The sequence below is a fragment of the Streptomyces sp. NBC_01197 genome, assembly GCF_036010505.1.
Lineage (GTDB): Bacteria > Actinomycetota > Actinomycetes > Streptomycetales > Streptomycetaceae > Streptomyces.
In genome coordinates, this window is record NZ_CP108569.1 from 4,317,473 (window position 1) to 4,339,751 (window position 22,279).

At 70.8% G+C, this 22,279-nt stretch carries 21 protein-coding genes; 3 read left to right on the top strand and 18 right to left on the bottom strand.

Translation table 11 applies throughout. The annotated features are described in order from the left end of the window. Window positions 1-172: 172 nt before the first annotated feature. From OG452_RS19825 to OG452_RS19850, 6 genes are read right to left on the bottom strand one after another with little or no spacing between them, the layout of a single operon-like run. A complete protein-coding gene (locus OG452_RS19825) occupies window positions 173-1,414 on the bottom strand; it encodes a cytochrome P450 family protein (protein WP_327296910.1) in 1,242 nt (413 codons plus the stop codon). Between the two features lie 46 nt (window positions 1,415-1,460). Further along, window positions 1,461-2,684: a cytochrome P450 gene (locus OG452_RS19830; protein WP_327296911.1), complete on the bottom strand. Its 1,224-nt coding sequence runs from the start codon at window positions 2,682-2,684 to the stop codon at window positions 1,461-1,463. Beyond that, a complete protein-coding gene (locus OG452_RS19835; RefSeq protein ID WP_327296912.1) occupies window positions 2,681-3,346 on the bottom strand; it encodes a GTP-binding protein in 666 nt (221 codons plus the stop codon). Before OG452_RS19835 ends, OG452_RS19830 begins: the two co-directional genes overlap by 4 nt. Next, on the bottom strand, window positions 3,327-3,701 hold the full coding sequence (locus OG452_RS19840) for a DUF742 domain-containing protein (RefSeq protein ID WP_327296913.1): 375 nt from the start codon (window positions 3,699-3,701) through the stop codon (window positions 3,327-3,329). Before OG452_RS19840 ends, OG452_RS19835 begins: the two co-directional genes overlap by 20 nt. Further along, window positions 3,698-4,099, bottom strand: coding sequence for a roadblock/LC7 domain-containing protein (locus OG452_RS19845; protein ID WP_327296914.1), 402 nt, complete (start codon window positions 4,097-4,099; stop codon window positions 3,698-3,700). Before OG452_RS19845 ends, OG452_RS19840 begins: the two co-directional genes overlap by 4 nt. Then, on the bottom strand, window positions 4,096-5,691 hold the full coding sequence (locus OG452_RS19850; protein ID WP_327296915.1) for an ATP-binding protein: 1,596 nt from the start codon (window positions 5,689-5,691) through the stop codon (window positions 4,096-4,098). Before OG452_RS19850 ends, OG452_RS19845 begins: the two co-directional genes overlap by 4 nt. Before the next feature lie 195 nt (window positions 5,692-5,886). Here OG452_RS19850 and OG452_RS19855 point away from each other — a divergent pair, with 195 nt between their 5' ends. Further along, the gene (locus OG452_RS19855) at window positions 5,887-8,802 is read left to right on the top strand and encodes an FAD-binding and (Fe-S)-binding domain-containing protein (protein WP_327296916.1); all 2,916 of its coding nucleotides are present in this window, start codon (window positions 5,887-5,889) and stop codon (window positions 8,800-8,802) included. 37 nt (window positions 8,803-8,839) lie between these two features. After that, a complete protein-coding gene (locus OG452_RS19860; protein ID WP_327296917.1) occupies window positions 8,840-9,811 on the top strand; it encodes an EamA family transporter in 972 nt (323 codons plus the stop codon). A gap of 92 nt (window positions 9,812-9,903) precedes the next feature. On the opposite strand, the gene OG452_RS19865 is transcribed toward OG452_RS19860, so the two are convergent. The 3 genes from OG452_RS19865 to OG452_RS19875 form a co-directional block, all read right to left on the bottom strand. Beyond that, entirely contained in the window at window positions 9,904-11,106 is a 1,203-nt protein-coding gene (locus OG452_RS19865) for an epoxide hydrolase family protein (protein WP_327296918.1), read from the bottom strand. Between the two features lie 11 nt (window positions 11,107-11,117). Next, window positions 11,118-11,912: a TIGR03084 family metal-binding protein gene (locus OG452_RS19870; protein WP_327296919.1), complete on the bottom strand. Its 795-nt coding sequence runs from the start codon at window positions 11,910-11,912 to the stop codon at window positions 11,118-11,120. A 78-nt stretch (window positions 11,913-11,990) separates the two neighbouring features. Continuing rightward, window positions 11,991-12,494 (bottom strand): flavin reductase family protein, encoded by a 504-nt coding sequence (locus OG452_RS19875; protein WP_327296920.1) that lies wholly within the window; start codon window positions 12,492-12,494, stop codon window positions 11,991-11,993. A gap of 76 nt (window positions 12,495-12,570) precedes the next feature. Here OG452_RS19875 and OG452_RS19880 point away from each other — a divergent pair, with 76 nt between their 5' ends. Continuing rightward, complete coding sequence (locus OG452_RS19880; protein WP_327296921.1) at window positions 12,571-13,092, top strand: MarR family winged helix-turn-helix transcriptional regulator; 522 nt, start codon at window positions 12,571-12,573, stop codon at window positions 13,090-13,092. A gap of 180 nt (window positions 13,093-13,272) precedes the next feature. Here the strand turns inward: OG452_RS19880 and tcuA are convergent, their stop codons facing one another. From tcuA to OG452_RS19925, 9 genes are all read right to left on the bottom strand, one after another. Beyond that, window positions 13,273-14,769 (bottom strand): FAD-dependent tricarballylate dehydrogenase TcuA, encoded by a 1,497-nt coding sequence (gene tcuA, locus OG452_RS19885; RefSeq protein ID WP_327296922.1) that lies wholly within the window; start codon window positions 14,767-14,769, stop codon window positions 13,273-13,275. A 79-nt stretch (window positions 14,770-14,848) separates the two neighbouring features. Beyond that, window positions 14,849-15,784, bottom strand: coding sequence for a pyruvate carboxyltransferase (locus tag OG452_RS19890; RefSeq protein WP_327296923.1), 936 nt, complete (start codon window positions 15,782-15,784; stop codon window positions 14,849-14,851). Between the two features lie 8 nt (window positions 15,785-15,792). Then, window positions 15,793-17,436, bottom strand: a complete 1,644-nt coding sequence (locus OG452_RS19895) for an AMP-binding protein (protein WP_327296924.1) — start codon at window positions 17,434-17,436, stop codon at window positions 15,793-15,795. Continuing rightward, window positions 17,433-18,461 (bottom strand): LLM class flavin-dependent oxidoreductase, encoded by a 1,029-nt coding sequence (locus OG452_RS19900; protein ID WP_327296925.1) that lies wholly within the window; start codon window positions 18,459-18,461, stop codon window positions 17,433-17,435. Before OG452_RS19900 ends, OG452_RS19895 begins: the two co-directional genes overlap by 4 nt. 7 nt (window positions 18,462-18,468) lie before the next feature. After that, window positions 18,469-18,972, bottom strand: a complete 504-nt coding sequence (locus OG452_RS19905) for a PaaI family thioesterase (protein ID WP_327296926.1) — start codon at window positions 18,970-18,972, stop codon at window positions 18,469-18,471. Then, window positions 18,965-19,957, bottom strand: a complete 993-nt coding sequence (locus OG452_RS19910) for an Ldh family oxidoreductase (RefSeq protein ID WP_327296927.1) — start codon at window positions 19,955-19,957, stop codon at window positions 18,965-18,967. Before OG452_RS19910 ends, OG452_RS19905 begins: the two co-directional genes overlap by 8 nt. Before the next feature lie 289 nt (window positions 19,958-20,246). Next, window positions 20,247-20,645, bottom strand: coding sequence for a nuclear transport factor 2 family protein (locus tag OG452_RS19915; protein WP_327296928.1), 399 nt, complete (start codon window positions 20,643-20,645; stop codon window positions 20,247-20,249). 16 nt (window positions 20,646-20,661) lie between these two features. Next, the gene (locus OG452_RS19920; RefSeq protein WP_327296929.1) at window positions 20,662-21,510 is read right to left on the bottom strand and encodes an alpha/beta fold hydrolase; all 849 of its coding nucleotides are present in this window, start codon (window positions 21,508-21,510) and stop codon (window positions 20,662-20,664) included. Between the two features lie 91 nt (window positions 21,511-21,601). Further along, window positions 21,602-22,099, bottom strand: a complete 498-nt coding sequence (locus OG452_RS19925) for a winged helix-turn-helix transcriptional regulator (protein WP_327296930.1) — start codon at window positions 22,097-22,099, stop codon at window positions 21,602-21,604. Window positions 22,100-22,279: the final 180 nt, after the last annotated feature.

Sequence of the window (22,279 nt, forward strand, 5' to 3'; positions counted from 1 at the left end):
AGCGTAGCCGGTTCGGGGCGTTTGCGGACAGAGGGTCCGGCCGGTGAGACAGAAGCCACGGTGCGGGACAAGACGGAAGAGGGACGGCACACCCCGGGGGCGGTGCTGTCCCTCTTCCCGTATCTTCAGCCGCCGGTTCGGCCCCCGTTCGGCCGCGCCCTCAGCCGCCCGTTCAGCCCCCGAGTTTCACCGGAAGGCCGAAGAGGTCGTTCTGGGTGACCACCGGCTTGTTGCGCAGCTCCGTCGCGGGGACCGCCAGATGCAGTTCGGGGAAGCGGGCGAACAGCGCGGGCAGCGCGACGCCCGCCTCAAGCCGGGAGAGCGCGGCCCCCGGGCAGACATGCGGGCCGTGGCCGAACGAGATGTGGCGGTTCGGGGTGCGGGTGATGTCGAAGTCGCCGGCCGTCGGGCCGTGCGCCTCCTCGTCGCGGCCGATCGCGCCGAACGAGACGATCAGCCCCTCACCCTTCGGCAGGACCTTGCCGCCCACCTCGATGTCCTCGGAAGCGAAGCGGATCAGTACGTGCGAGGTCGGGGTCGACCAGCGCAGCGTCTCCTCGATGACGTTCTCCCAGGGCACTTCGCCCGCGAGCGCCATCCTGCGCTGCTCGGGGTGGGCCTGGAGGGCGACGACGGCGTTCACGATCAGGCTGATGGTCGTCTCGTGGCCTGCGGCGATCATCAGCTGGAGGGTGTTGGTGATCTCCTCGGTGGTGAGCCGGTCGCCGTTCTCGGAGGCCGCGAGCAGCGCGCTCGTCAGGTCGTCGCCCGGGTTGGCCCGTTTCGACTCGACGATCTTCGAGAAGAGGGTGCCGAGGTCCGCCATCATCTGCGGGACCTCCTCCGGCGGCGTCTGCGTCGAGAAGAACTTCTCGAAGAGGGTCTTCAGCCGGGGGTGGTCGACGGCGTCGACCCCCATCAGCTCACTGACCACGTTCATCGGCAGCGGGTACGCGAACTCCGCCTTCAGGTCGACCGTCTCCCCGGCCGGTACTTCCGCCAGCCGGTCCAGCATCCCGGTGGTGAGCTTCTCGATGCCGGCGCGCAACCGCTCCACCCGGCGCACGGTCAGCGCCTGGGCGACGAGCGTACGGAGCCTGCGGTGCTCCGGGCCGTCGGCCGTCAGCATCGAGCGACCCGGATTGGCCAGCCCGATCAGCGGCCAGTCCAGCGGGATGTCACCGCGCTGCCAGGCGCCCCAGACGTTGATGTCCTTCACCAGACGGGAGTCGGTGAGCAGCTTCCTGGCTTCGGCGTGCCGCGTCACCGCGTAGCAGGCCACCCCGCCCGGCAGGACGACACGGGCCAGCGGGCCCGCCGCGCGCAGGGCGGCGCTCTCGCCGTTCAGATCCTGGACTAACGGGTCCAGGGCGATGCTCTCGGCGTGACTTCCGTGGTCGACCGGGCAACTCATCTGTGCCTCCTGTGGCGGATACGGCCGCGCTGCGAGGGTCTTCGGGTCACAGCGCGGGGACCGGAGTGAAGGTGACGGGCAGGGTGGACAGGCCGCGCAGCCAGGGAGAAGGGCGCCGGGTGAGGCTCTCCCCGGGGGTCGCGAGGTCGACGTCGGGGAGGCGGTCGAGGATGACCTCGATGCCCGTACGCGCGATGACCTCCGCGATCTCCTGGGCCGGGAACGGGCAGCGGTGCTCGCCGTGGCCGAAGGAGAAGAAGGCGTTGTTGCCGCCGGTCAGCGCCGAACCGTCGGTGCGGACCTGCGGGTCGGCGTTGGCTGCCGCGATGCCGAGCAGCAGCATGTCGCCGCTCTGGATGTGCCGGCCGCCGAGGTGGGTGTCGCGCGAGGCCCAGCGGCCCGCGACGTTCTGGGTGGGGGTCTCCTCCCAGAGAACCTCGTTCATTGCCTCGGCGACACTGTGCCGGCCGCCGGAGAGCGAGGCGGCGAACCGGTCGTCGGTCAGCATCAGCCGCAGCGAGTTGCCGATCCAGTCGGCGGTGGGCTGGTGGCCCGCGGCCAACATGACCATCAGGTCCTGGGCGACCTCCTCGACGGTGAAGCCCGCCTCGTTGCCCAGCATGTGCGAGGCCACGTCCTCGGCGGGCGAGGCCTGCCGGGCGGCGAGCAGGTTCATCATCGACTGGCCGAGGTACTGCTGTCCCGCCAGGGCGAGTTCGCGGCCGTCGATCATGTCGTTCAAAGCCTTGACCAGAGCGGGGCCCTCGTCGTCCGGGAAGCCGTACAGCCGGGCGAGCACCCGGACCGGCAGCAGCATCGCGTACTGGCCGATGATCTCCGTATCGCCCTTGCCGCAGAAGGAGTTGATCAGCTCGTCCGCGAACTGCTCGGCAACGCGCCGCAGCTCGAACGGGTCGACGGCCTCCAGCGCGTCGCCGATCATCGCGGCGCGCTCGCGGTGCCGCTTGCCGACGGTGTAGAGGATCGACGGCTGCTTACGGCCGATCATCGGCAGCATCGGCCAGTCGTCGGGGATCCGGTCCCACTGGTTCCACAGGTCGGAGTCCCGGCTGAACAGCACCGGATCGGCGGTGACCTGGTGCAGCTCGCGGTAGTCAAGGACCAGCCAGGCCGGTACGTCGCCGTCGAGCAGCACCGGCGCCACCGCGCCGTGTTCGCGCCGCATCTCCCGGTAGAGCTGGGTGGGGTCCGTCTGGAATCGCGGGCCGCTCAGCGGAGTGGGCGGAGCGGGCGGGGTGTCGGTGCTCATGTGGTGCTTGGCTCCCGTGCGGACGTCGCGGCAGTCGTGGAGGTCGTGGAGGGCGCTGAGGTGGCTGAGGATGCTGAGGACGCTGAGGACAGGGCGTGCAGGTGCTGGAGGAGCGTGATCAGTACGTACTTGCTCGACGTACGGTCCCGGGCGTCGCAGTCGATCAGCGGGATCTCGGGGGAGAGGTCCAGCGCCTCACGGAGCTGCTCCAGGGAATGCACCGGGCCGCCGAAGTCGTTGCAGGCGACGATGAACGGCGTGCCGTGGTGCTCCAGGCGGTCGATGGCGTACCAGGAGTCGGCGAGTCTGCGGGTGTCGACCAGGACGACGGCGCCGAGCGTGCCGGAGAACAGCCGGTCCCAGAGGAACCAGAAGCGTTCCTGGCCGGGCGCGCCGAAGAGATAGAGGATCGTCCGCTCGTCGATGCTGATGCGGCCGAAGTCGAAGGCGACGGTGGTGGCGGTCTTGGCGTGCACCCCGGCGGTGTCGTCGACGGCCGCTCCCGCCTGCGTCATCGTCTCCTCGGTGTTCAGCGGACGGATCTCGCTGACCGACCGGACCATGGTGGTCTTCCCTGCGCCGAACCCGCCGACGATGACGATCTTGAGACCGTTGTCGGCGGTGCCGGCCAGGGCGTTCTGGTTAGAGGTTGCGGAGTCCAACGAGCACCTGCTCCAGGATGTGAGGGTCGGGAAGTCGGTCGGCGCCGCGTGCGGTGCGCGGGTGGCGTGCGCTGATCCGGCCCGTGTCGAGCAGGTCGCAGAGCAGGATCCGGGTGATGGACACGGGCAGCTTCAGTCCGGCCGCGATCTCGACGACGGCCGTGGGGCGGCCGCACATCCGCAGGATCGTGGCGTGCTCGGACTGCATTCCGGGCGTCGGGTCGCACTCGCCCACGACCAGGGTCACCAGGTCGAAGGTGGTGGCGTCGGACCTGCTGCGTCCACCGGTGACGGTGTAGAGGCGGTCCGGATCGTCGTCCCGGCCAGGCCTGGGCCTGGGGACGGGGGCGGTCACGCGCGTGGCTCCGCGCTGAGGTGTTCGCCCAGCTGCTCGACCAGTTCGCTCATGTTGTGCCCGATGAGGCCGACGTCGGCGGACTCGTCGGCGACGACCGAGAGATGGGCACCGTCGCCCGCCTCGACGATGAACAGCACGCCGCCGTAGAACTCGGCCATCGCGGTACGTACGCCGCCGGTGCCGTCGCCGAACTCGATGGAGGCACCGTGCGACAGGGACTGGATACCGGCGGAGATGGCGGCCAGCTGGTCGGCCTGGTCGACGGAGAGCGCCGACGTACGGCAGAGCTTGAGGCCGTCTCGGGAGAGGACCAGGGCGTGCCGGGCGCCCGGGGTGCGCTCAAGGAGGTTCTCCAGGAGCCAGTTGAGCTTCTCGTCGGTGGTGGTCGTGCTCATGAGCTGCTGCCTTCCGGGTTCGGTGAATCGCCACGTACGGCCTGGCGGAACGTGCTGAACCTGGCGGCGGATGTCGTGGAGGAGGTCGGGTCGACGGGCTTGGACGATCCGGGGATCGTGCCGTCCGGATGCGCCGCTGCCATGGTCTGGCCGCGCCGCCGCTGGGGCAGGCCGCTCGCGCCCAACTCCGGGGTGGAGTGGTCGGGTTCGGGCTCCGGACTGGCGGTGGTGGTATCGGGCTCGGATGCGGATGCCGGGGCGGGCGCGGGTGTGCGCGTGGGCAGCGGGGCCGGTGCGGGTGTGCGCACGGGCAGCGGCCCCGGTGCGGCCTCGGCGGTCCGCGGGGTTCCGGCGGCCTGTGCGGCCTCGGCGGTCCGCCGGGTGAGCAGTGCCTCGGTGGCCGAAGGGGACAGCGCGGCCGCCGGCCGGGTGTGCTGTGCCGGGGTGGCCAGGGGTGCCGGGACGGACGGCCGGGGGGTGCGGGTGATCAGCTCGTGCGGGAGCAGCACCAGGACACCGGTGCCGCCGCGTGCCGACGGGCGGAAGGACACGGTCAGTCCGTGCTTACGGGCCAGCCGCCCGACCACCGCGAGACCGAGCCTGGTCCCGGAGAGACCGGCGAGGTCGGTCTGCTGGGTGGTCTCCGCCGTGACGGCCCGTTCGGCGCGGCGCAGCTGGACGTCGCTCATGACCAGGCCGCTGTCCTCGATGGTGACGATCACACCGGCCGGGACCTCCTCGACGTACACATGCACTTCGGCGGTGGGCGGCGAGAAGTTCGCCGCGTTGTCGAGGAGTTCGGCGAGCGCGTGCATGATGCCCTCGGCCGCGTGGCCCGCGATGGCGATCTCGCTGGTGGAGTGGAGGCGTACCCGCTGGTATCCCGCGATCCGGCCCATCGCGCCGCGCAGGATCGACTCCATGACGATCGGCTTCGCCCAGCGACGCCCGGAGCGCGCACCGGCCAGTACGGCGATGGAGTCGGCCAGCCGGCCCGCCTGGGCCGTGCGGTGGTCGAGGTGCAGGAGATCGGTGAGTACGTCCTCGTCGGTGTGCCGGTGCTCCATCTCGCGCAGGTCGGCGAGCATCCCGGTGGCCAGGGCCTGCATCCGGCCGGCGGCGTTGGAGGCCGCCGACAGGGCGGCGGAGCGCGCGGACTCGGCGCGGCTGATCCGGGCGTTCAGCTGGGCGGTCCTCGCGTTGTACTCGCCGGTGAGCCCGGCGGCGGTGGCTTCACGCTGCCCGATCAGCTCTGCTTCTCTCGCCTCGTGGGTGGCGGTGAGCTGGGTGATCCGGGCCTCGTACTCGGCGGTGAGGCGGGCGGTCCGCGCGCCGAACTGCGAGTTCTCCCCCGTGAGTTGATCGATCCGGGCGCGGAGGGCCCGCGACGTTCTGCCGGCGTACGTCACCGCGTGGACGGTGGTGGCGACAGCGGCACTGAACAGCACGGCTGCCCCGGCCGAGCACCAGGCGAGTGGGGTGCGTATGTGGTCGGGGGCTGCGGCCACCGCCCATACGCACAGCAGGCCCGAAGCGATCACGGAGATCAGCAGAGCCAGCGCGGTCGGGCGGAGCGGGGGGCGCTCTGTCATCTGGCGGAGTCCTCATGGACGGATAGGTCAGAAGGGGTGAGAGTGGGGTAAAGCGGTCATGAATTGGCTAAAGGGACATGGGTATTCCTGCGTAACACCTGTCAACTATATGAGGGTTGGTGATCGGTTTGGGAAGTTGCAGGTGCGGAAATTGTTGACTCAGATACACACTGTGCACAGGGGCATGCTGGAACCATGGGCGAGCACCGGGACGGGCGACAGGACGGCAGGGCCGACGGCCTGAGCAGCAGCGAACTGGAACGCGCGCTGCGCCGCCAGGGCGTACGCGGGGACATCGAATTCGGGGTCACCGCCCGCTCCCTGGTGACCATGGACGCCTCCAACTACCGCCGCGTTCCGCTGGGTGTCGTAGCCCCGCGCGACGCCGACGACGTGTCAGCCGTGCTCGACGTCTGCCGCGCCCATGGGGCGCCCGTGGTGCCGCGCGGCGGAGGTACGTCCATCGCGGGCCAGGCCACCGGCACCGGCGTCGTCCTCGACTTCACCCGGCACATGCGCGCGATCGTCTCGCTGGACGCACAGGCCAGGACCGCCGTGGTCCAGCCCGGGGTGATCCTCGACGAGCTGCGGGCGGCGGCGGGCGCGTACGGCCTGACCTTCGGCCCCGACCCGTCCACGCACGGCCGCTGCACGCTCGGCGGGATGATCGGCAACAACGCCTGCGGCTCGCACTCGGTCGCCTGGGGCACCACGGCCGCCAACGTCACCGCCCTGACCACCGCCGCCTACCAGGGCGGCACCCACCGGCTCGGCCAGGGCTGGCAGGGCGCGCCGCCGGGCCTGCGCGAACTCGTCGGATCGCATCTGGCGCTGCTGCGCACCGGCTACCCGGCCGGTCTGCCACGCCGGATCTCCGGGTACGCGATCGACGCCCTGCTGCCCGAGAACGGCACCGACCTGGCCCGCGCCTTCTGCGGCAGCGAGGGCACTCTCGGTGTGCTGACCGAGGCGACCGTACGGCTGGTGGACGCGCCCCGCGCACGGGCGCTCGCCCTCCTCGGCTACGCCCACGAGGGCGACGCGGCCGACGCGGCGGCCGGGCTGCTCCCGCACCACCCGCTGACCGTCGAGGGCATGGCCGCCGACCTGGTGCGCGAGCCCGCCGGGCTGCCGCGCGGCGGTGCCTGGCTCTTCGCCGAGACGGGCGGCGCCGACCGGGCCGAGGCCCGCGCCCGGGCCGGCGAGATCGCGCGGGCGGCCGGCGCACTGGACGCCCTGGTCATCGACGACCCGGCGGCCCAGCGTGTGCTGTGGCGCATCCGCGAGGACGCGAGCGGCACCGCGACCCGCTCGATGGACGGCTCGGAGGCCTGGCCCGGCTGGGAGGACTGCGCGGTGCCGCCGGCCCGGCTCGGCGCGTATCTGCGGGAGTTCCGGGTCCTGCTCGCCGAGCACGGGCTGCGGGGCACGCCGTACGGCCACTTCGGGGACGGCTGTATCCACGTACGGATCGACTTCGACCTGCTCACCCCGGGCGGCGTCGCCCGCTTCCGTACCTTCTCCGAGGAACTGGCCGCGCTAGTCGTCGCGCACGGCGGCTCGCTCTCCGGCGAACACGGCGACGGGCAGGCCCGCGCCGAACTGCTGCCGAAGATGTACGGGAACGAACTCGTGTCCCTCTTCGGGCAGTTCAAGGACGTCTGGGACCCCGCGGGCGGGATGAACCCGGGGGTGCTCGCCAGGCCGCACCGGCTGGACGAGAACCTCCGCTTCGCGGTACTGCCGCCGAAGCCGGTGGACGTGGAGTTCGGCTACCCGCACGACAAGGGGGACTTCTCCGCCGCCGTACGCCGCTGTGTGGGCGTCGCCAAGTGCCGTACGGAGACGCCGTCCGGGGCCGACGTCATGTGCCCGTCGTTCCGCGCCACCGGCGACGAGCAGCACTCCACGCGCGGGCGCGCCCGGCTGCTGCACGAGATGCTGGCGGGCGAGGTCGTCACGGACGGCTGGCGCTCGGAAGAGGTGCGCGAAGCCCTCGACCTCTGCCTCTCCTGCAAGGGCTGCCGCAGTGACTGCCCGGTCGGCGTCGACATGGCCACGTACAAGGCGGAGTTCCTGTACCACCACTACTCGGGCCGCCGCAGGCCCGCCGCGCACTACGCGATGGGCCGGCTGCCCCGCTGGCTGCGAGCGGCCGCGCCGTACGCCCGCGCGGTGAACGCGCTGGCAGGGGTGGGCCCGCTGGCCTCCCTCGCCAAGCGCCTCGGCGGGATCGCCCCCGAGCGGACCATCCCGGCGCTCGCACCGCAGACGTTCCGGCGGTGGTTCGGCACCCGGGTGCAGCCGCCCGCGCGGGTCGTCCTGTGGCCCGACACCTTCACCGACCATCTGTCCCCGCAGGTGGGGCGGGCGGCGGTGCGGGTCCTGGAGTCGGCGGGGCTCGGTATCGCGCTGCCGCCGGACGGGGTGTGCTGCGCGCTGACCTATGTCACGACCGGGCAGCTGGACCAGGCCCGTACGGTGCTGCGCCGCACACTCGACCGGGTGGAGCCGCTGCTCGAAGCGGACCTGCCCGTCGTCGTACTGGAACCGAGCTGCGCCGCGGCGCTCAGGACCGACCTGCCGGAGTTGCTCGGCGACGACCCGCGCGCGCACCGGCTGGCCGCGTCGGTACGGACCTTCGCACAGGCCCTGGAGGAGGAGGCCCCGCAGTGGCGGCCCCCGGTGCTGAACCGCGAGGTGGCGGGCCAGACCCACTGCCACCAGCACGCGGTCCTCGGCGACGCGGCCGAACGCAGGCTGCGCGACAAGGCCGGCCTGACGGGCGAACTGAGCGGCGGCTGCTGCGGTCTCGCCGGCAACTTCGGCTTCGAACGCGGCCACGGTCACTACGAGGTGTCGGTCGCCTGCGCCGACGAGCAGCTGCTGCCTTCGGTACGGGCGGCGGGCCCCGGCACGGAGATCCTGGCGGACGGCTTCTCGTGCCGCACGCAGCTGGAACAACTGGCCGGGCTGGGCGGACGGCCGGGACGGCACTTGGCGGAGGTACTGGCCGAGGCGCTGGGGGAGGGGCCGGCACAGGGACCGTACGCGGCGGGGGCCCCCGCGGCGGGGGAGGAGCGGGCGGACGGAAGCGGCCAGGAACCGTAAGAGGGAGCTACCGCTCCGGGCCCTTACTGTGGACGTCATGGATCCGATCGCCCCTGCCGACGCCAAGGCCCTCGACGCGGCGCTGACCGACCCCTCCGCCACGACGAACGCCGTCCCGGTCACCGCCGGCGGCTTCGGTGGGCCCCGAGCCGACGGCGCCACCGGGCTGCGCGGTCGGCTGGGGCCGCTCGGTCTGGTGCTGGCCGGCGGGATATCGGTGCAGTTCGGGGCGGCCGTGGCCGTCTGGCTGATGCCCAGGGCGGGGGCGCTCGGCGTCGTCTCGCTGCGGCTCACCGTCGCCGCGATCGTGATGCTCATCGTGTGCCGGCCCCGGGTGCGCGGGCTGTCGCGGACGGACTGGGGCACGGTCCTGGTCTTCGGGATCGCGATGGCCGGAATGAACGGCCTCTTCTACCAGGCGGCCGACCGCATCCCGCTGGGCGCGGCCGTGACCCTGGAGGTGCTGGGCCCGCTCGCCCTCTCGGTGATCGCCTCACGCAGGCTGGTGAACCTGCTGTGGGCCGGGCTCGCCCTCTGCGGAGTGGTGCTGCTGAGCGGCGGCGGCTTCGGCGGTCTGAACCTGGTCGGTGTGGCGTTCGCGCTCGCGGCGGGCGGGATGTGGGCCGCGTACATCATCTTCAGCGCCCGCACCGGCGCCCGCTTCCCACGCGCGGACGGACTGGCCCTGGCAATGACGGTGGGCGCCCTGCTGATGCTGCCGCTGGGCATCGCGGACGCGGGCTCGAAGCTGCTCGTCCCGAGCACGCTGGGTCTGGGCGCGGCGGTGGCGGTGCTGTCGTCCGTTCTCCCGTACACCCTTGAACTGCTCGCCCTGCGCCGGCTCCCCGCGTCGACCTTCGCAGTCCTGATGAGCCTGGAACCGGCCATCGCGGCGACGACCGGCTTCCTCGTCCTGCACCAGGCGCTGTCCGGAGTGGACGCGCTGGCGATCGCGCTGGTGATCGTGGCGAGCATGGGGGCGGTACGGACACAGATCACGGGGAAGTGACGCGGGGGCGGCTCGGGCGGTGACGGGGGTCAGCCGGTGAGGGCGGTCATCCGGTGCCGGGGCATCCGGTGGCCGGGCGCCATTCGCGCGGGTCATCCGGTGGCCGGGTCCCGGGGAAGCTTCCGGAAGAAGGTACTGATGTCGTCCACCAGAGGGCCCGGCTGTTCCATCGCGGCGAAGTGGCCGCCCCTGTCGTGCTCCGTCCACTGCACGATGTTGTTCGTCCGCTCCGCGATGTGCCGCAGCGGTACGAAGTTCTCCTGCGGGAAGTCGGCCAGCGCGGTGGGCGTGGTCGACGGCTCGGGCGGGGCGCCCCAGTAGTCGGCGTGCGCCCGCTCGTAGTAGATACGGGCCGACGAACCGGCGGTGCCGGTCAGCCAGTAGAGCATCACGTTGGTGAGCAGCTGGTCGCGGTCGACGGCGTCCTCAGGGCGGTCCCGGGAGTCGGTCCACTCCTTGAACTTCTCCGCGATCCAGGCCAGTTGGCCCACCGGTGAGTCGGTCAGCCCGTACGCGAGCGTCTGCGGCCGGGTGGACTGGATGTCGGCGTACCCCTGCCGGTCGCGCGCCCATCGCCGGTTGCGTTCCCAGGACGCCAGGGTGCGGGCGCGTTCCGCCGGGCTCAGCGGGGCCAGCTCGTCGTCGGTGGGCTCTTCCGCCGCGGCCGAGCCCGGCAGCAGGTTGAGATGGACGCCGATGACCCGGTCCGGCTGGATGCGGCCCAGCTCACGGGAGATGGCCGCACCCCAGTCGCCGCCCTGGGCGCCGAACCTCTGGTAGCCGAGGCGCTCCATGAGTTCGGCGAAGGCGGCGGCCACCCGGCGGTACTCCCAGCCCGGCTCGGCGGTCGGCCCCGAAAGACCGAACCCGGGAATGCTCGGCAGGACCAGGTGGAACGCGTCGGCGGGGTCGCCGCCGTGCGCCCGTGGGTCGGTCAGGGGGCCGGCGACCCGGGCGAACTCCACGATCGACCCGGGCCAGCCGTGCGTCATGATCAGCGCAGTCGCGTCCGGTTCCGGCGACCGGATGTGGGCGAAGTGGATGTTGGTGCCGTCGATGGTGGTGGTGAACTGCGGCCACGCGTTCAACTCGGCTTCCGCTGCCCGCCAGTCGTACTCGTGCCGCCAGTAGTCCGCGAGCTCCCGCAGATAGTCGCGCGGAATGCCGTAGGACCAGCCCACGCCGGGCAGCTCGTCGGGCCACCGAGTGCGGTCCAGGCGCTCGTGGAGATCATCGAGCTCGCCCTGCGGGACGCTGACGCGGAATGCCCGGAGGCTGTCGGTGGTGATCGTCATGCCGCTGGATGCTAGTGCGCCACCTCGCTCGGCGGCCGCCCCGGTCTGGGCGGGCCCGCGAAACACTGAGCGATGGCCAGCCACTGCTCGGCGACCTCGCCTCGGCAGTTCACGGAGGTGTCGAGGCGGTGCCGGCGTCGGGTGACCACCAGGGCGAAGTCAAGCGCGTCGCCGGTGACGAAGGCGTCGGCGCCTTCCGGCCCGCGGGCCCATGACCGGCCGCTGGGCAGGCGCAGCTCGACGCGCGGTGGGGACGGCGGCACGGGCAGGCCGCGGTTGGCGAAACTGAAGGCGAAGGTGGTGAAACCGAGGTGACAGACGTGCCGGACCCGGTCCGTGGGCCGGCGGACGATCCTCAGGGCGTCGGCGAAATCCTGGCCGTGCGCCCAGTACTCCATGAGGCGAGCCGTAGCCAGCGTCGCCGGGCTCATCGGCGGCCCGAACCAGGGAACCCGCTGCTCCCGACGCGAGGACCTGAAAGCCGTCAGCAGCGCCACGAAGGCGTCAGCCCATTCCTGTTGCAGTCGCTCCGCCGGAAGGTCCCGGCGGGCTGCGATGTGGTGCTCGATGAGCTCGGCCAGACCCACGTCCGTCGCTGGGCGGGCGCGCAGGAATTCAGCGGGAGCATCCACCGCCTCCCTGGCCAGGAGGTCGCAACCGATCAAGTGCGACAAGCTGGCTCCAACGTCCCAGCCAACGGCCGGAGTCGGCCGGCCCAGGTCCGTCCCTGAGGGGACGAGTGCCCGCAACGAGCCGTACTCCGCCGCGAGATCGTCGAGCAGCTCGTGCGGAACTCCGTAGTCCATGGTGATGACCCTTCTCCGGTCACGGTCCGAGGCAGCCCTGCTCCGAAGTCGCCCCTGCGGCTGCGCGGCGCTCGCCGATCAGGCGGCGAGCCGGTCGTAGCGGCTCCGGAAGAACAGCAGGGGCGACGCCGTGTCGTCGGCGTCGAGGTCGTTGACGCGTCCGATGACGATGTGGTGGTCACCGGCGTCGTGTACGGCTTCGATCGTGCAGTCGATCCAGGCGACCGCGCCGTCGATGACCGGGTCACCGTGCGCCCCGGGCCGCCAGTGCACCTCGGCGAATTTGTCGCCTCCCGACACCGACAGCGCACGGCAGACCCGCTCCTGGTCGGCGGCGAGAACGTTCACGCAGAAGGTGCCGCGCTCCGCGATGACCGGGAACGTCGACGACGCCTTGCCGGGCAGGAACGCCACCAGTGGGGGCGCGAGGGAGACCGAGGTGAACGAGGCGACGGCCATGCCCACCGGCCTGCCCTGCGGGTCGCGCGAAGTGATGGCGGTGACGCCACTGGGGAAGTGTCCGAGGACGGCTCGAAAGCGCGCGGTGTCGGGGGCCGGATCCCGGGAGGCTGTTGTAAGCATGCTTATACACTAGAAGCATGCTTACAAAAATGCAAGCTTCCTGATGCTCTGGTCCGGCAGGTCGTATGCTGCACGGGTGACAAGCGCTCTGCCTTACATCAACCCGTTCGACGACGGTCGCTCGCCGACCGGGGCCGTCGCCGGCATGGACGAGGCGTCCTCGATGATCGATGCCGCCTTCCGGTTCGAGCGGGCGGTCACCAGGATCGGGAACACGCGACTGCGGCCGTGGAAGATGACGCTGTCCAGCTACACCGCCCTGCGTATCCTGGCCAACCAGCCTCATCTCAGCCTCGCTCAGCTCTCACGCCGCTGTCACGCGCGGCCGCAGACCATGACACGGATGGTCACCCAACTGGTGAACCGGGGCTTCGTCGCCCGCGACGCGCATCCGGAAAGTGAACGGGCGATCTCGCTGCAGGTCACCGACGTGGGCCTGGCCGCTCTGGACGAGATGAACAACGAGGTCCTCAAGATCAGCGAAACGCTGAACGCCACGCTGGGGCAGGAGGACATCGTCACCACCGACGGCCGCCTGCGACAGGCCGCGCTCGTGGTGGAGAACGAACTCCGGGACATGGGCCGCGCCGAGGAGTAGTCACGCGGGCGACCCCTCAGGAGCTCTTGCAATATCACCGTCGCATCGGCGACCGCGGACGAGGTCATCGGTTGATCCCGCCTGGCTGCCCACCCGATCTGCGGGCGGGCGGCCAGGCGAGGGCGGGCCGGACCGGCGAGCTCCACCGCGCCCGTCCCCGTCCGGCCTGCTCCGGCCTCCTCAGGCCGGACGAGGAGCAGCCTTGGATTCCTCCGCGGCGGTGGCTCCGGCCGCGCGGCCGAACACCGCGGCGCGCATGAGGGCGGCGCCACCGGGATAGTCGCCGTAGAACAGGCCACCCACAGCCTCGCCGGCCGCGTACAGGCCGGGCACCGGTGCCCCGTCCGCTCCGAGCGCCCGGCCGTCCGGGTCGATCCGGACGCCGCCGAAGGTGAAGGTGAGCCCCGCGACGGCGCGGTAGGCGACGAAGGGTGGCCGTTCGAGGGGCAAGGCCCAGCGGGACTTGGGCGGTGTGATGCCGGCCGTGCCGCGACCCTCCGTCGTGCCGTCACCGGACAGGCAGGCGTTGTTGAACGTCTCAAGCGTGTGCGCCAGCCTGTCGGCGGGCACCCCGATCCGCTCGGCGAGCTCCGGGACACTGTTCGCGACAACAGGCACCGCGGCGCCGGCGAACTCGTCGGCCACCCGGGCCGCCGTGCGCTGGTCGAAGATCTCGAAGGCCTCGCATCCCGGCTGACGCATGATCGCCTTGCCCATCTTCGAGTAGTTCTTGACCCACGGGCCGGGGCCCTCGTCGACGAACCGCTCGCCGTCGCGGTTGACGAGTACGCCGAGCCAGAAGCCGTGCAGCGGGAACGGAGGCGAGGCCGCACTGCGCCGCGGTGAGGGCATGGTCGGGTCGACCGCGGCCGAATGGCAGCTCGCCCAGGTCCCCGTCTTCTCCGCCCCGGCGCGCAGCGCGGCCTGGATCCCGTCACCCGTGGCCAGACGGGTGCCGCGCAGGCGCACCGTCTCCCACTGCGACCCCAGGTACTCACGACGACGTTCACGGCTGGCCTGGAAGCCTCCAGTGGCCACCACCACGGCATCGGCGGGCACGATCCCGCCCCCGTCGCCGACCACGGCACCCGTGACCCGGCCGTCGCTGCGCGCCACCTCCACAAGCGGTGCCGACCAGCGGATCTCCACGCCGATCCGCTCGGCGTGCGCGAGCAGGGGCCGGATCACCTCGAACCCGCGGGACATCCCCTCGCCGGTGCACGTCAGGATCTGGCCGGGTGGAACATGCAGGACGCCGTCGCGGACCGCGGCCCCCACGGTTCGGTTGAACGTGAAGCGCACGCCTTTCGTGACCAACCAGCGGACCGTGTCCAATGACCGTTCAGCGAGCCGGTCGACCAGCCGCGGCTCGGCTTGACCGTCGCTCATCGCCAACAGCTCGGCCGCGTAGGCCTGGCGAGTGTAGGGGGGTGCCTCGATCCGGTCGGCTTCCATGCCCGGCTCGAAGTCCTCCGTGATCGACGTCAGGTCGTCCGGCCCGTCATAGCAGAACAGGAACAACCCGCCGGAGAACGCGGCGTTCCCGCCGACATCCTCGCGGCTGCCCTTTTCCAGCAGGACCACGCGGGCGCCTGCCTCGCGGGCGGAGATCGCCGCGGAGAGCCCGGTCAGTCCGGCGCCGGCAACGAGGATCGTGGGCGTACGGGCTTCCGTCACTGGTCCTCCTTGAGCAGTGGCGCTGAACGGGCAGGTGCGGGTCGCAGGGGAGGGACATGGCGAAAGGCGTTCATAGGTGTCACCAGGTGAAGGAGAGTGGTGTGCCGGGCTGGGCGGTGCTCGGTACGGGACCGGCGTGCCGGACGAATCCCTCGCCGGGCACGCCGGCCTCGCCGGTGAGCCAGTTCGCCGTCTCGATCAGGCGGGGCAGGTCGATACCGGTGTCCACCCCGGACAGTTCGAGCAGTTGCACGGCGTCCTCGGTGCACAGGCCGCCGCCCTGGGTGCCGGGTACCGCGGGATGGCCGCCGCTGCCGGCGAGGGAGGTGTCGATGTCGCGGACGCCGAGTTCGAGGAGCGGCAGCAGGGCGGCGAGGCCCATGCCGCGGTCGTCGTGCACCTGCACCGTCAGGTTCCCCGGCGGCACATGCGCGAGCGCGGCGGTGACGAGTTCGCACATCTGGGTCGGCGCCGCGTAGCCGGAGGAATCCGCGAGAATCCAACGGTCCACCCCTGTGTCGAGGAGCCGCCGGGCCAGCGGTTGGAGGTCCGCGCCGGTCCGTGGAGGGCCTGTCGGCCCGCCCCAGGCGAAGATGACGTAGGTGCCGAGCACGATGTTCCGGTCCGCGGCGTACGCGGCCATGCGCTCCAGTTCACGCATCGAGTCCTGCGGGGACCGTCCGGTGTTGGCGCGGGCGAACTCCTCGTCGGCGGACAGCAGGAAGTACGCCGTGTCGGTTCCCGCGTCGACCGCGCGGGCGAGCCCGCGCAGGTTGGCGACGCAGCAGTCGAGACTGAGTCCGGGCACGTGCCGCACGCCGGCGAACACCTCCGCGGCGTCGGCGAGGCCTGGCACGAGATCGGGCCTGACGAAGGAGGACAACTCGAACGCCCGGACGCCGGCTTCGACGAGCCGCCGCACGAGTTCGGTCTTGACTTCGGTCGGGACCTCATGGTCCTGGAAGGCCAACCGGGGGGCGATCTCCCGGATGCGTACCGCGTCGGGCAGGGACATGATGCTCCTCAGGCGTGGCGGGTGGGCTTGAGCCCGGCGGCGAGCGCGTCCCAGGCGTCAGTGCGGCCCCGGTCACGCAGCTGGTGTTTGCGGATCTTGCCGTTCGGGGTGGCGGGGAGCTGGTCCACGAAGCGGTAGTAGCGGGGGACCATGAAGTGCGGCATCGACCGGTCGCAGTGCGAGAACAGGCCGGCGTGGTCCGGTTCGTGGCCGGGTTCGAGTTGCACGACGGCGAGGACCTCGTCCTCGCCCAGTTCCGAGGGCGTGGCGACGGCGGCGGCGGCCACGACGCCGGGGTAGGCCAGCAGGACCGACTCGACCTCGTGGGAGGAGATGTTCTCGCCGCGGCGACGCAGAGCATCCTTCTTGCGGTCGATGAAGTAGAAGTAGCCGTCTTCGTCGGTGTACCCCATGTCGCCGGTGTGCCACCAGAGATCCTTAGTGGTCGCGAGCGTCGCCTCGGGATCGCGGTGGTATCCGGAGAACATGATGTTCGCCAGGCGGGGCCGGTACGCGATCTCCCCGGCCTGGCCCGGCGCGGCACGGTTCCCGGACTCGTCGTGGATCTCCACGATGGACGATTCGGTGGGCACGCCGAGCGAGCCGACCTTCCGCGCGCCGATCGGGTTGTAGAGGACGTTCTTGATCTCGGTGAGCCCGTAGCCCTCGACGACGTGTACGCCGAAGCGCTCCTCGAACGGATGGAGCACCTGGGGCGGGGCGGGTGCGGCGAAGACCTTCGTCGCCTGGTGGTCGCGGTCGCGGTCGGAGGGGGGTCGCGCCAGGAGCATCGGCAGGACGGAGCCGAGGGCGTTGAACTGGGTGACCCGGTGGGCGCGCAGCTCGTCCCAGAACCTGCTGGCGCTGAACCGGCGGCCGAGGATCACGGCCGCCCCCGCGTAGAAGGCGTGCAGGGATATGTTGATCCGCGCGGCACCGTGGAACAGCGGCAGACACGTGTAGAGCCGCTCGTCGGCGGTCGTGGCCATCTGTACCGCGCACTCACGCGCGGCGACCAGTGGCATCAGGTGCGGGTAGATCACGCCCTTGCTCCGCCCGGTCGTTCCGGACGTGAGCATGTTCGCGACCGGGTCCTGCGGCGCCACGCGAGGGAGGTCCGCCGCCGTGCCTCCCGCTGCGAGCAGGTCGTTCCAGCTCCGTACCGACACCGAGGGCGCGACGCGATGGGGACGGCCGCCGTCCACCAGCACGACGGTCTTGAGTGTCGGGGGCACTTCGGGCAGTTCGGTGACGAGTTTCAGCAAGGCCGTGTCGGTGACCAGCACGCGCACGTCGGTGCTACGGATCGCGTGGTCGAGGAAAGAGCCCTTGTAGGCGGTGTTGATCGGGACTTCGACGAGACCGGCGCGGGCCGACCCGAGCCAGGCGAGCAGGTGTTCGGGCCGGTTGGGCAGGAAGATCCCCACCGAGCTGCCCTGGGGGGCGCCCACCGCGAGGAGACCGCGCGCCACGTCGGTGACCACCGCGTCGAGTGCGCCGTAGGTCAGTTCGCTGTCTTCGCAGACAAGCGCGGTCCTGTCCGGGTGTTCCGCGGCGCGGGCGGCGATGAGGCCGCCAACCGTACCGTCGGCGAGATCGGAGAGGTTCTCCGGACCCGGGGCGCCGTCGTCCCGGGCGATGGTTGGTTTCATGCCAGCTCCTTCTTCGCGCGGGCCAGGAATTCCTCCAATGACGGGTCCCAGGCCGCCTCGGCGCCGGTCGTCACGAGGAACGTGTCGACTCCGAGTTCCCGGTACCTGCCGAGGGTGTCCAGGACGCGCTCCTCCGTGCCGACCAGCGCCTGCGAGTTGGCGAAGCCGCCCAGGAGCTTGGTCAGCCCGGTCCAGAAGCAGTCGTCGTGCAACTCCTCGTCGGTGAGCGCGAGCGCCCGCTGCCGCCCGACGGAGGTGTCGGTCGACGTGGATCGCAGGAAGGTCGGGGTCCCGGCCGCCTCGGCGATCTGCCGCTGCACGGCACGGGCCCGGGCCCAGGCGTCCTCGTCGGTGTCACCGATGAACAGGCGCAGACTCAGCGAGAACCTCATCGAACGGCCGTAGCTCTGGGCTGCCGCGGTGACCCGTTCGATGCGCTCCCCCGTGCCGGCGAACGGTTCACCCCAGAGCATGTACAGGTCGGCATGGCGGGCGCCGAAGTCCACGGCGTCGTCGCTCTCGCCACCCATGAAGATGGGCACCTGACCCTGCACCGGCTTGGTCTGCAGTTTCACCGCCTCGGCCGTGTAGTACTCGCCGTGGTGGTCGAAGGGCTCGGTTTCGGTCCAGGCGCGGCGCACGAGGTCGAGGTACTCGACCGCCCGCCGGTAGCGTTCGGCCTTGGGGAGGTCATCGGATTCACGGCGCAGGTCCTTGTCGGAGCCACCGACGACCACGTTGACGGCGAGCCTCCCGCGGGCCAGCACGTCGAGGGTGGCGAAGTAGCGCGCGGCGGCCACCGGCGCCATGACCCCGGGGCGATGCGCGACGATGGGCGAGAACTTCTCCGACGCCGCCACCGCAAAGGGTGCTGTGGCGTGGTTGTGCGGCCAGGTGGACGAGTACCCGACGAGGACCCGGTCGATGACCTCCGACCGGTCAAGTTCCTTGATCCTGGAGATCATTGGACCGGGATCGGTCTCGCCGGCCTGAAGGGGCTGCAGCCCGGTGAAGAATTCGATCATGGCTTCCTCAGCTTTCTGCGTGGGATCCGTTACGGGACCCGGGTTGGCGGGCGAGCCAGGCTTCGTGCCGGGCGAAATGGTGCGGAGGGCGTGTCCGCAGTTCGGCCCGGCCGGTGACCAACACCGCGCCTGGGAGCGTCATTTCGGCGGAGACCTCCCACCGCCTGCCCACGTGCCGCTCGATCCGCGCCAGCACGTGCAGGTGCCGCCCGACCGGGACGGGGCGGAGGTAGGAGACCGTCAGCGACTTCGTGACCAGCCGCGGTTCGACCCGTAGCGCGACGACGTTGAGGACGTCGTCGAAGACCGCGGCCGTCCAACCGCCGTGCGCGACGCCGGGCCCGCCGTGCCAGGACCGTGGACAGACGACGTCGAAGTGCACCTCGTCGTCCTGGGTGTCGGCGATCTCGACGCCCAGGCGGCAGGCGTCGTACGGAGCACAGCCCCCGCACAGGAGCCGGCCCGACGCGGAGGGCTCGACCGCGAAGGCGTCGAGGTCCACCTCAGGCACCTCCGGCCACCTGGCGCAAGGCCGCGACCACTGCTTCGGGCACGTCGATGGTGCCGCGCCGGAGTGTCTCGTCCCGACAGGTGACCGAACGGTCGAACGGTACGCGGACCGGGCCGCTCCCCTCGACGGGACGAGTGACGCGGACCGATTCGGCGAAGGCCGCGACCCGTCGGCGATAGTCGTCCGGGTCGGTGAGTACGCCGGGGTCGAACAGCACGACGAAGAAGCCGCAGTCCGAAACACCGGGCGGGTCGGCAGCGGCGCCCGCCATCATGCCGAGCAGTTGGACGACCAGAGCGAGGCCCGAGCCCTTGTGGCCGCCCCACACGCCGAACGCGCCCTCGAGCGCGGCGGCCGGCTCGAGCGTCGGGACTCCCGCCACGTCGTAGCCCTGTCCGGGCGTCAGCTTCTCCCCGAGCCGGGCCTTCAGCTTCGCCTCCCCGTACATCACGGTGGAGGTGCCGATATCCCAGATGACCGGAGCCGGGTCGGCCGGGAAACCGAACGCGATCGGGTTGGTGCCGAACCGGCCTTCGGTGCCGCCGTGCGGGGCCACCACCGCCGGCCCGCTGCCCGCGATCATCCCGGCGAGGCCGGCCAGTGCGGCCTTCTCCAGGTAGTACGCGAACATCCCGGTGTACCAGGTGTTGCGGGCGCCGACGACCGCGATTCCCTGGGCGCGGGCCTTCGCCACGGCAAGCTCCAGCGCGTGCATGCCGACGAGGTAGCCCACCTGGTCGCCACCGTCCACGGTGGCGGACACCGGCGTCTCGGCCACGGTCCGAATCGGCTGCGGCGGCGTCTCGGTAGTGCGCCTCCGCTCCGCTATGGACAGCACGCGGGCGAGTCCCCCGAAGGACAGCCCGCGCAGTTCGCAGTCGAGCAGGTGGTCGGCGATGGCCTCGGTGTCGGTGGCGGAATATCCGCACGTGGTCAGCGCGTCCGCGACGAGTGCGCGGGCGTCGGGAAGGGACAGAGTCGTCATGGTCCGGCCTTCGCGGTGAGGGAACCTGAAATTCGCCCGTCTGTAAGCATGCTTATACAATATAAGCGCATGGGGTCTAATGCAAGCATGCTGATACCGCAAGCATGCTGATACCCCTGTCTCGAACGGGTTCGCGCCGGCATCGGGCCTCTTATGGGCGCCTCGCGTCGTTGTTCCTGCGGAGGGGCGACCGTTGAACGGCCCCCCCGCAGCAGCGAGGACGGACAGCGCTAGCCCTGTCCGTCCTCGGTTCCGGAACCCGGGCACTCGCGGCGGGCCCGGGACGTGGTCACATCACGGCGTCGGTCTGAAGCGGGCCCGCGGTGACGCGGAGCGTCCGGATGCGGACCGGCTCTTCCTGGTCGAGATAGAAGATGTGCATGAACGGGGCGCGCACCACCTGGTCCGGCGCGCTCTTCTTGGCCATGGTGGCCTCGCCGCGCAGCAGGCGGACGCCGTCGCCCGCGGTCCAGTACTCCAGGACCTCGTGGGTGATGTTCAGTGGCTCGTCGATCTTGACGAAGAACGCCTTGATGGCCTCGACGCCGTGAATGCGCTCGGTGCCGAAGAACATGTCGCTGTCCTCGGTCAGCGGCGCGAAGCCCTCATCGAACTCCAGGGTGTCGATGGCGTCCATGAACTTCAGGACCCAGTCGGGTACGGCCGTTGCGTGTGCGGTGTCTGCCATGGTGCTGGTCTCCTGATCAGGCTGCTGCGGGCAGGGAGGTGAGGAAGGCGTCGATCTCGGCGTTGACACCTTCGGGGTTCTCGCGGGCGGCGAGGTGCGCGGTGTGCTGGAGGACACGGAAGGTGCTGCCCTCGATGGCGTCCGCCATCTTCCGCACCACGTGCACGGGGAACTGGCTGTCCTCCTCGCCGGCGACGATCAGGACGGGCACGTTCCTGATCGTGTTCAGGCGGCGGTGCTCGTCCTTGCGTCCTATGAGGATGCTGCGCAGCGCCCACGCCACCGACTTCGGGTCGTCCCGCAGAACGAACTTGGTGAACTCCACGAACTCCGGGTTGGCGGCCTCGGCGGTGGGGCCGGCGAAGGCCGCCTCGGCCGCCTTGGCGGCCAGCGGCGGCATCTTCGCGTGCAGCGAGAGGAAGGTGGACAGCGCGCTGGCCCAGACGCTCTCGACCGTCGTGGGCAGGGAGGCGGTGCAGTTGATACCGACCGCCGCCGCGGTCCGCTGCGGGTAGTAGGCCGGGAAGACGCCGGCGAGCATACCGCCCCAACTGTTGCCCACCAGAGTGCACTTGTCGATGTCGAGCGCGTCGAGGATCTCGACGAGCGCGTCGGAGCAGTCCTTGAGGTCGATGATCTTGCGCAGCGCGTCGGACTTGCCATGTCCGGGGCTGTCGATGAGCACGACGCGGTGGGTCGGGGCGAAGTGCTCGTACTGGTACTGCCACATGGTGCCGTCCATCATCAGGCTCGGCCAGCACACCATGGCGGGGCCGTCGCGACGGCCGCCGACGCGCACGTTGATCAGGCCCAGTGAGGTGGGGATCAGCTTCTCGGTAACCCCTTCGAGCCAATTCGCGGTCATGGTCGGTCCTCTCCGTAACCAGGGGAACGTTCAGTCACTAGTACCGTAACGCTACTAGTTCCAAAACGCTACTAGGTTCGGAGTGGGGCGCTCAGTCGCCCGGCGCCGCAGGAGCCACCCCTCCCTGTCGACCGGCACCGCCCTCCTCGGCGGCCGTCGGGCGCAGGGTCGAGGCCTCGATCGGCTGACGGCAGCTGCTGCACGCGAGGTACGGATTGGTCGGGTTGCCGCATGTCGTGTGCATCAGCGGGTGGTGCGTGATGTCGGTATCGGTCGCGTGGGTTTCAGCCCAACGTGTGACGGCCGCGATGGCAGGGACGACGAGCTCGCGGGCGCTGTCGGTGAGCGCGTACTCGTACCACGGCTTGTCGGAGCGGTAGGCGCGCTTGGTGAGCAGGCCCAGCTCCGTCAGGCTGTTGAGCCGCGCGGTGAGGATGTTCGCCGAGATTCCCAGAGCTCGCTTCAGTTCACCGAAGCGGCCGACACCGAAGAACACCTCTCTCAGGATCTGGTAGTTCCAGCGCTCGGAGATCGCGGCCAGGAACTCCTGCCCGTGCTGGAATGTGACGTGGCTCCTGTGGTCGGACACGGCTTCTCCTCTTCGATGACCCAGTGTGGTTTCAAATTAAAAGTAGTCCCACAATGTTACTACCCGTAATGCCCGCTCGGCGCCGCGCCTGGACCCGGCGATCCTGCTTCGAGCTCGGCGGTCGGCCGGCCGGTCGATGGGAGCGAGCGAGACAGGGGGGCGGGGCGGGCCGTGAAGTGC

Coding starts and splice junctions, on each gene's coding strand:
- OG452_RS19825 (WP_327296910.1), bottom strand. CDS start 1,414: ATGAGTTGCCCGGTCGACCACGGAAGTCACGCCGAGAGCATCGCCCTG.
- OG452_RS19830 (WP_327296911.1), bottom strand. CDS start 2,684: ATGAGCACCGACACCCCGCCCGCTCCGCCCACTCCGCTGAGCGGCCCG.
- OG452_RS19845 (WP_327296914.1), bottom strand. CDS start 4,099: ATGAGCACGACCACCACCGACGAGAAGCTCAACTGGCTCCTGGAGAAC.
- OG452_RS19850 (WP_327296915.1), bottom strand. CDS start 5,691: ATGACAGAGCGCCCCCCGCTCCGCCCGACCGCGCTGGCTCTGCTGATC.
- OG452_RS19855 (WP_327296916.1), top strand. CDS start 5,887: ATGGGCGAGCACCGGGACGGGCGACAGGACGGCAGGGCCGACGGCCTG.
- OG452_RS19860 (WP_327296917.1), top strand. CDS start 8,840: ATGGATCCGATCGCCCCTGCCGACGCCAAGGCCCTCGACGCGGCGCTG.
- OG452_RS19865 (WP_327296918.1), bottom strand. CDS start 11,106: ATGACGATCACCACCGACAGCCTCCGGGCATTCCGCGTCAGCGTCCCG.
- OG452_RS19870 (WP_327296919.1), bottom strand. CDS start 11,912: ATGGACTACGGAGTTCCGCACGAGCTGCTCGACGATCTCGCGGCGGAG.
- OG452_RS19875 (WP_327296920.1), bottom strand. CDS start 12,494: ATGCTTACAACAGCCTCCCGGGATCCGGCCCCCGACACCGCGCGCTTT.
- OG452_RS19890 (WP_327296923.1), bottom strand. CDS start 15,784: ATGTCCCTGCCCGACGCGGTACGCATCCGGGAGATCGCCCCCCGGTTG.
- OG452_RS19895 (WP_327296924.1), bottom strand. CDS start 17,436: ATGAAACCAACCATCGCCCGGGACGACGGCGCCCCGGGTCCGGAGAAC.
- OG452_RS19900 (WP_327296925.1), bottom strand. CDS start 18,461: ATGATCGAATTCTTCACCGGGCTGCAGCCCCTTCAGGCCGGCGAGACC.
- OG452_RS19910 (WP_327296927.1), bottom strand. CDS start 19,957: ATGACGACTCTGTCCCTTCCCGACGCCCGCGCACTCGTCGCGGACGCG.
- OG452_RS19915 (WP_327296928.1), bottom strand. CDS start 20,645: ATGGCAGACACCGCACACGCAACGGCCGTACCCGACTGGGTCCTGAAG.
- OG452_RS19920 (WP_327296929.1), bottom strand. CDS start 21,510: ATGACCGCGAATTGGCTCGAAGGGGTTACCGAGAAGCTGATCCCCACC.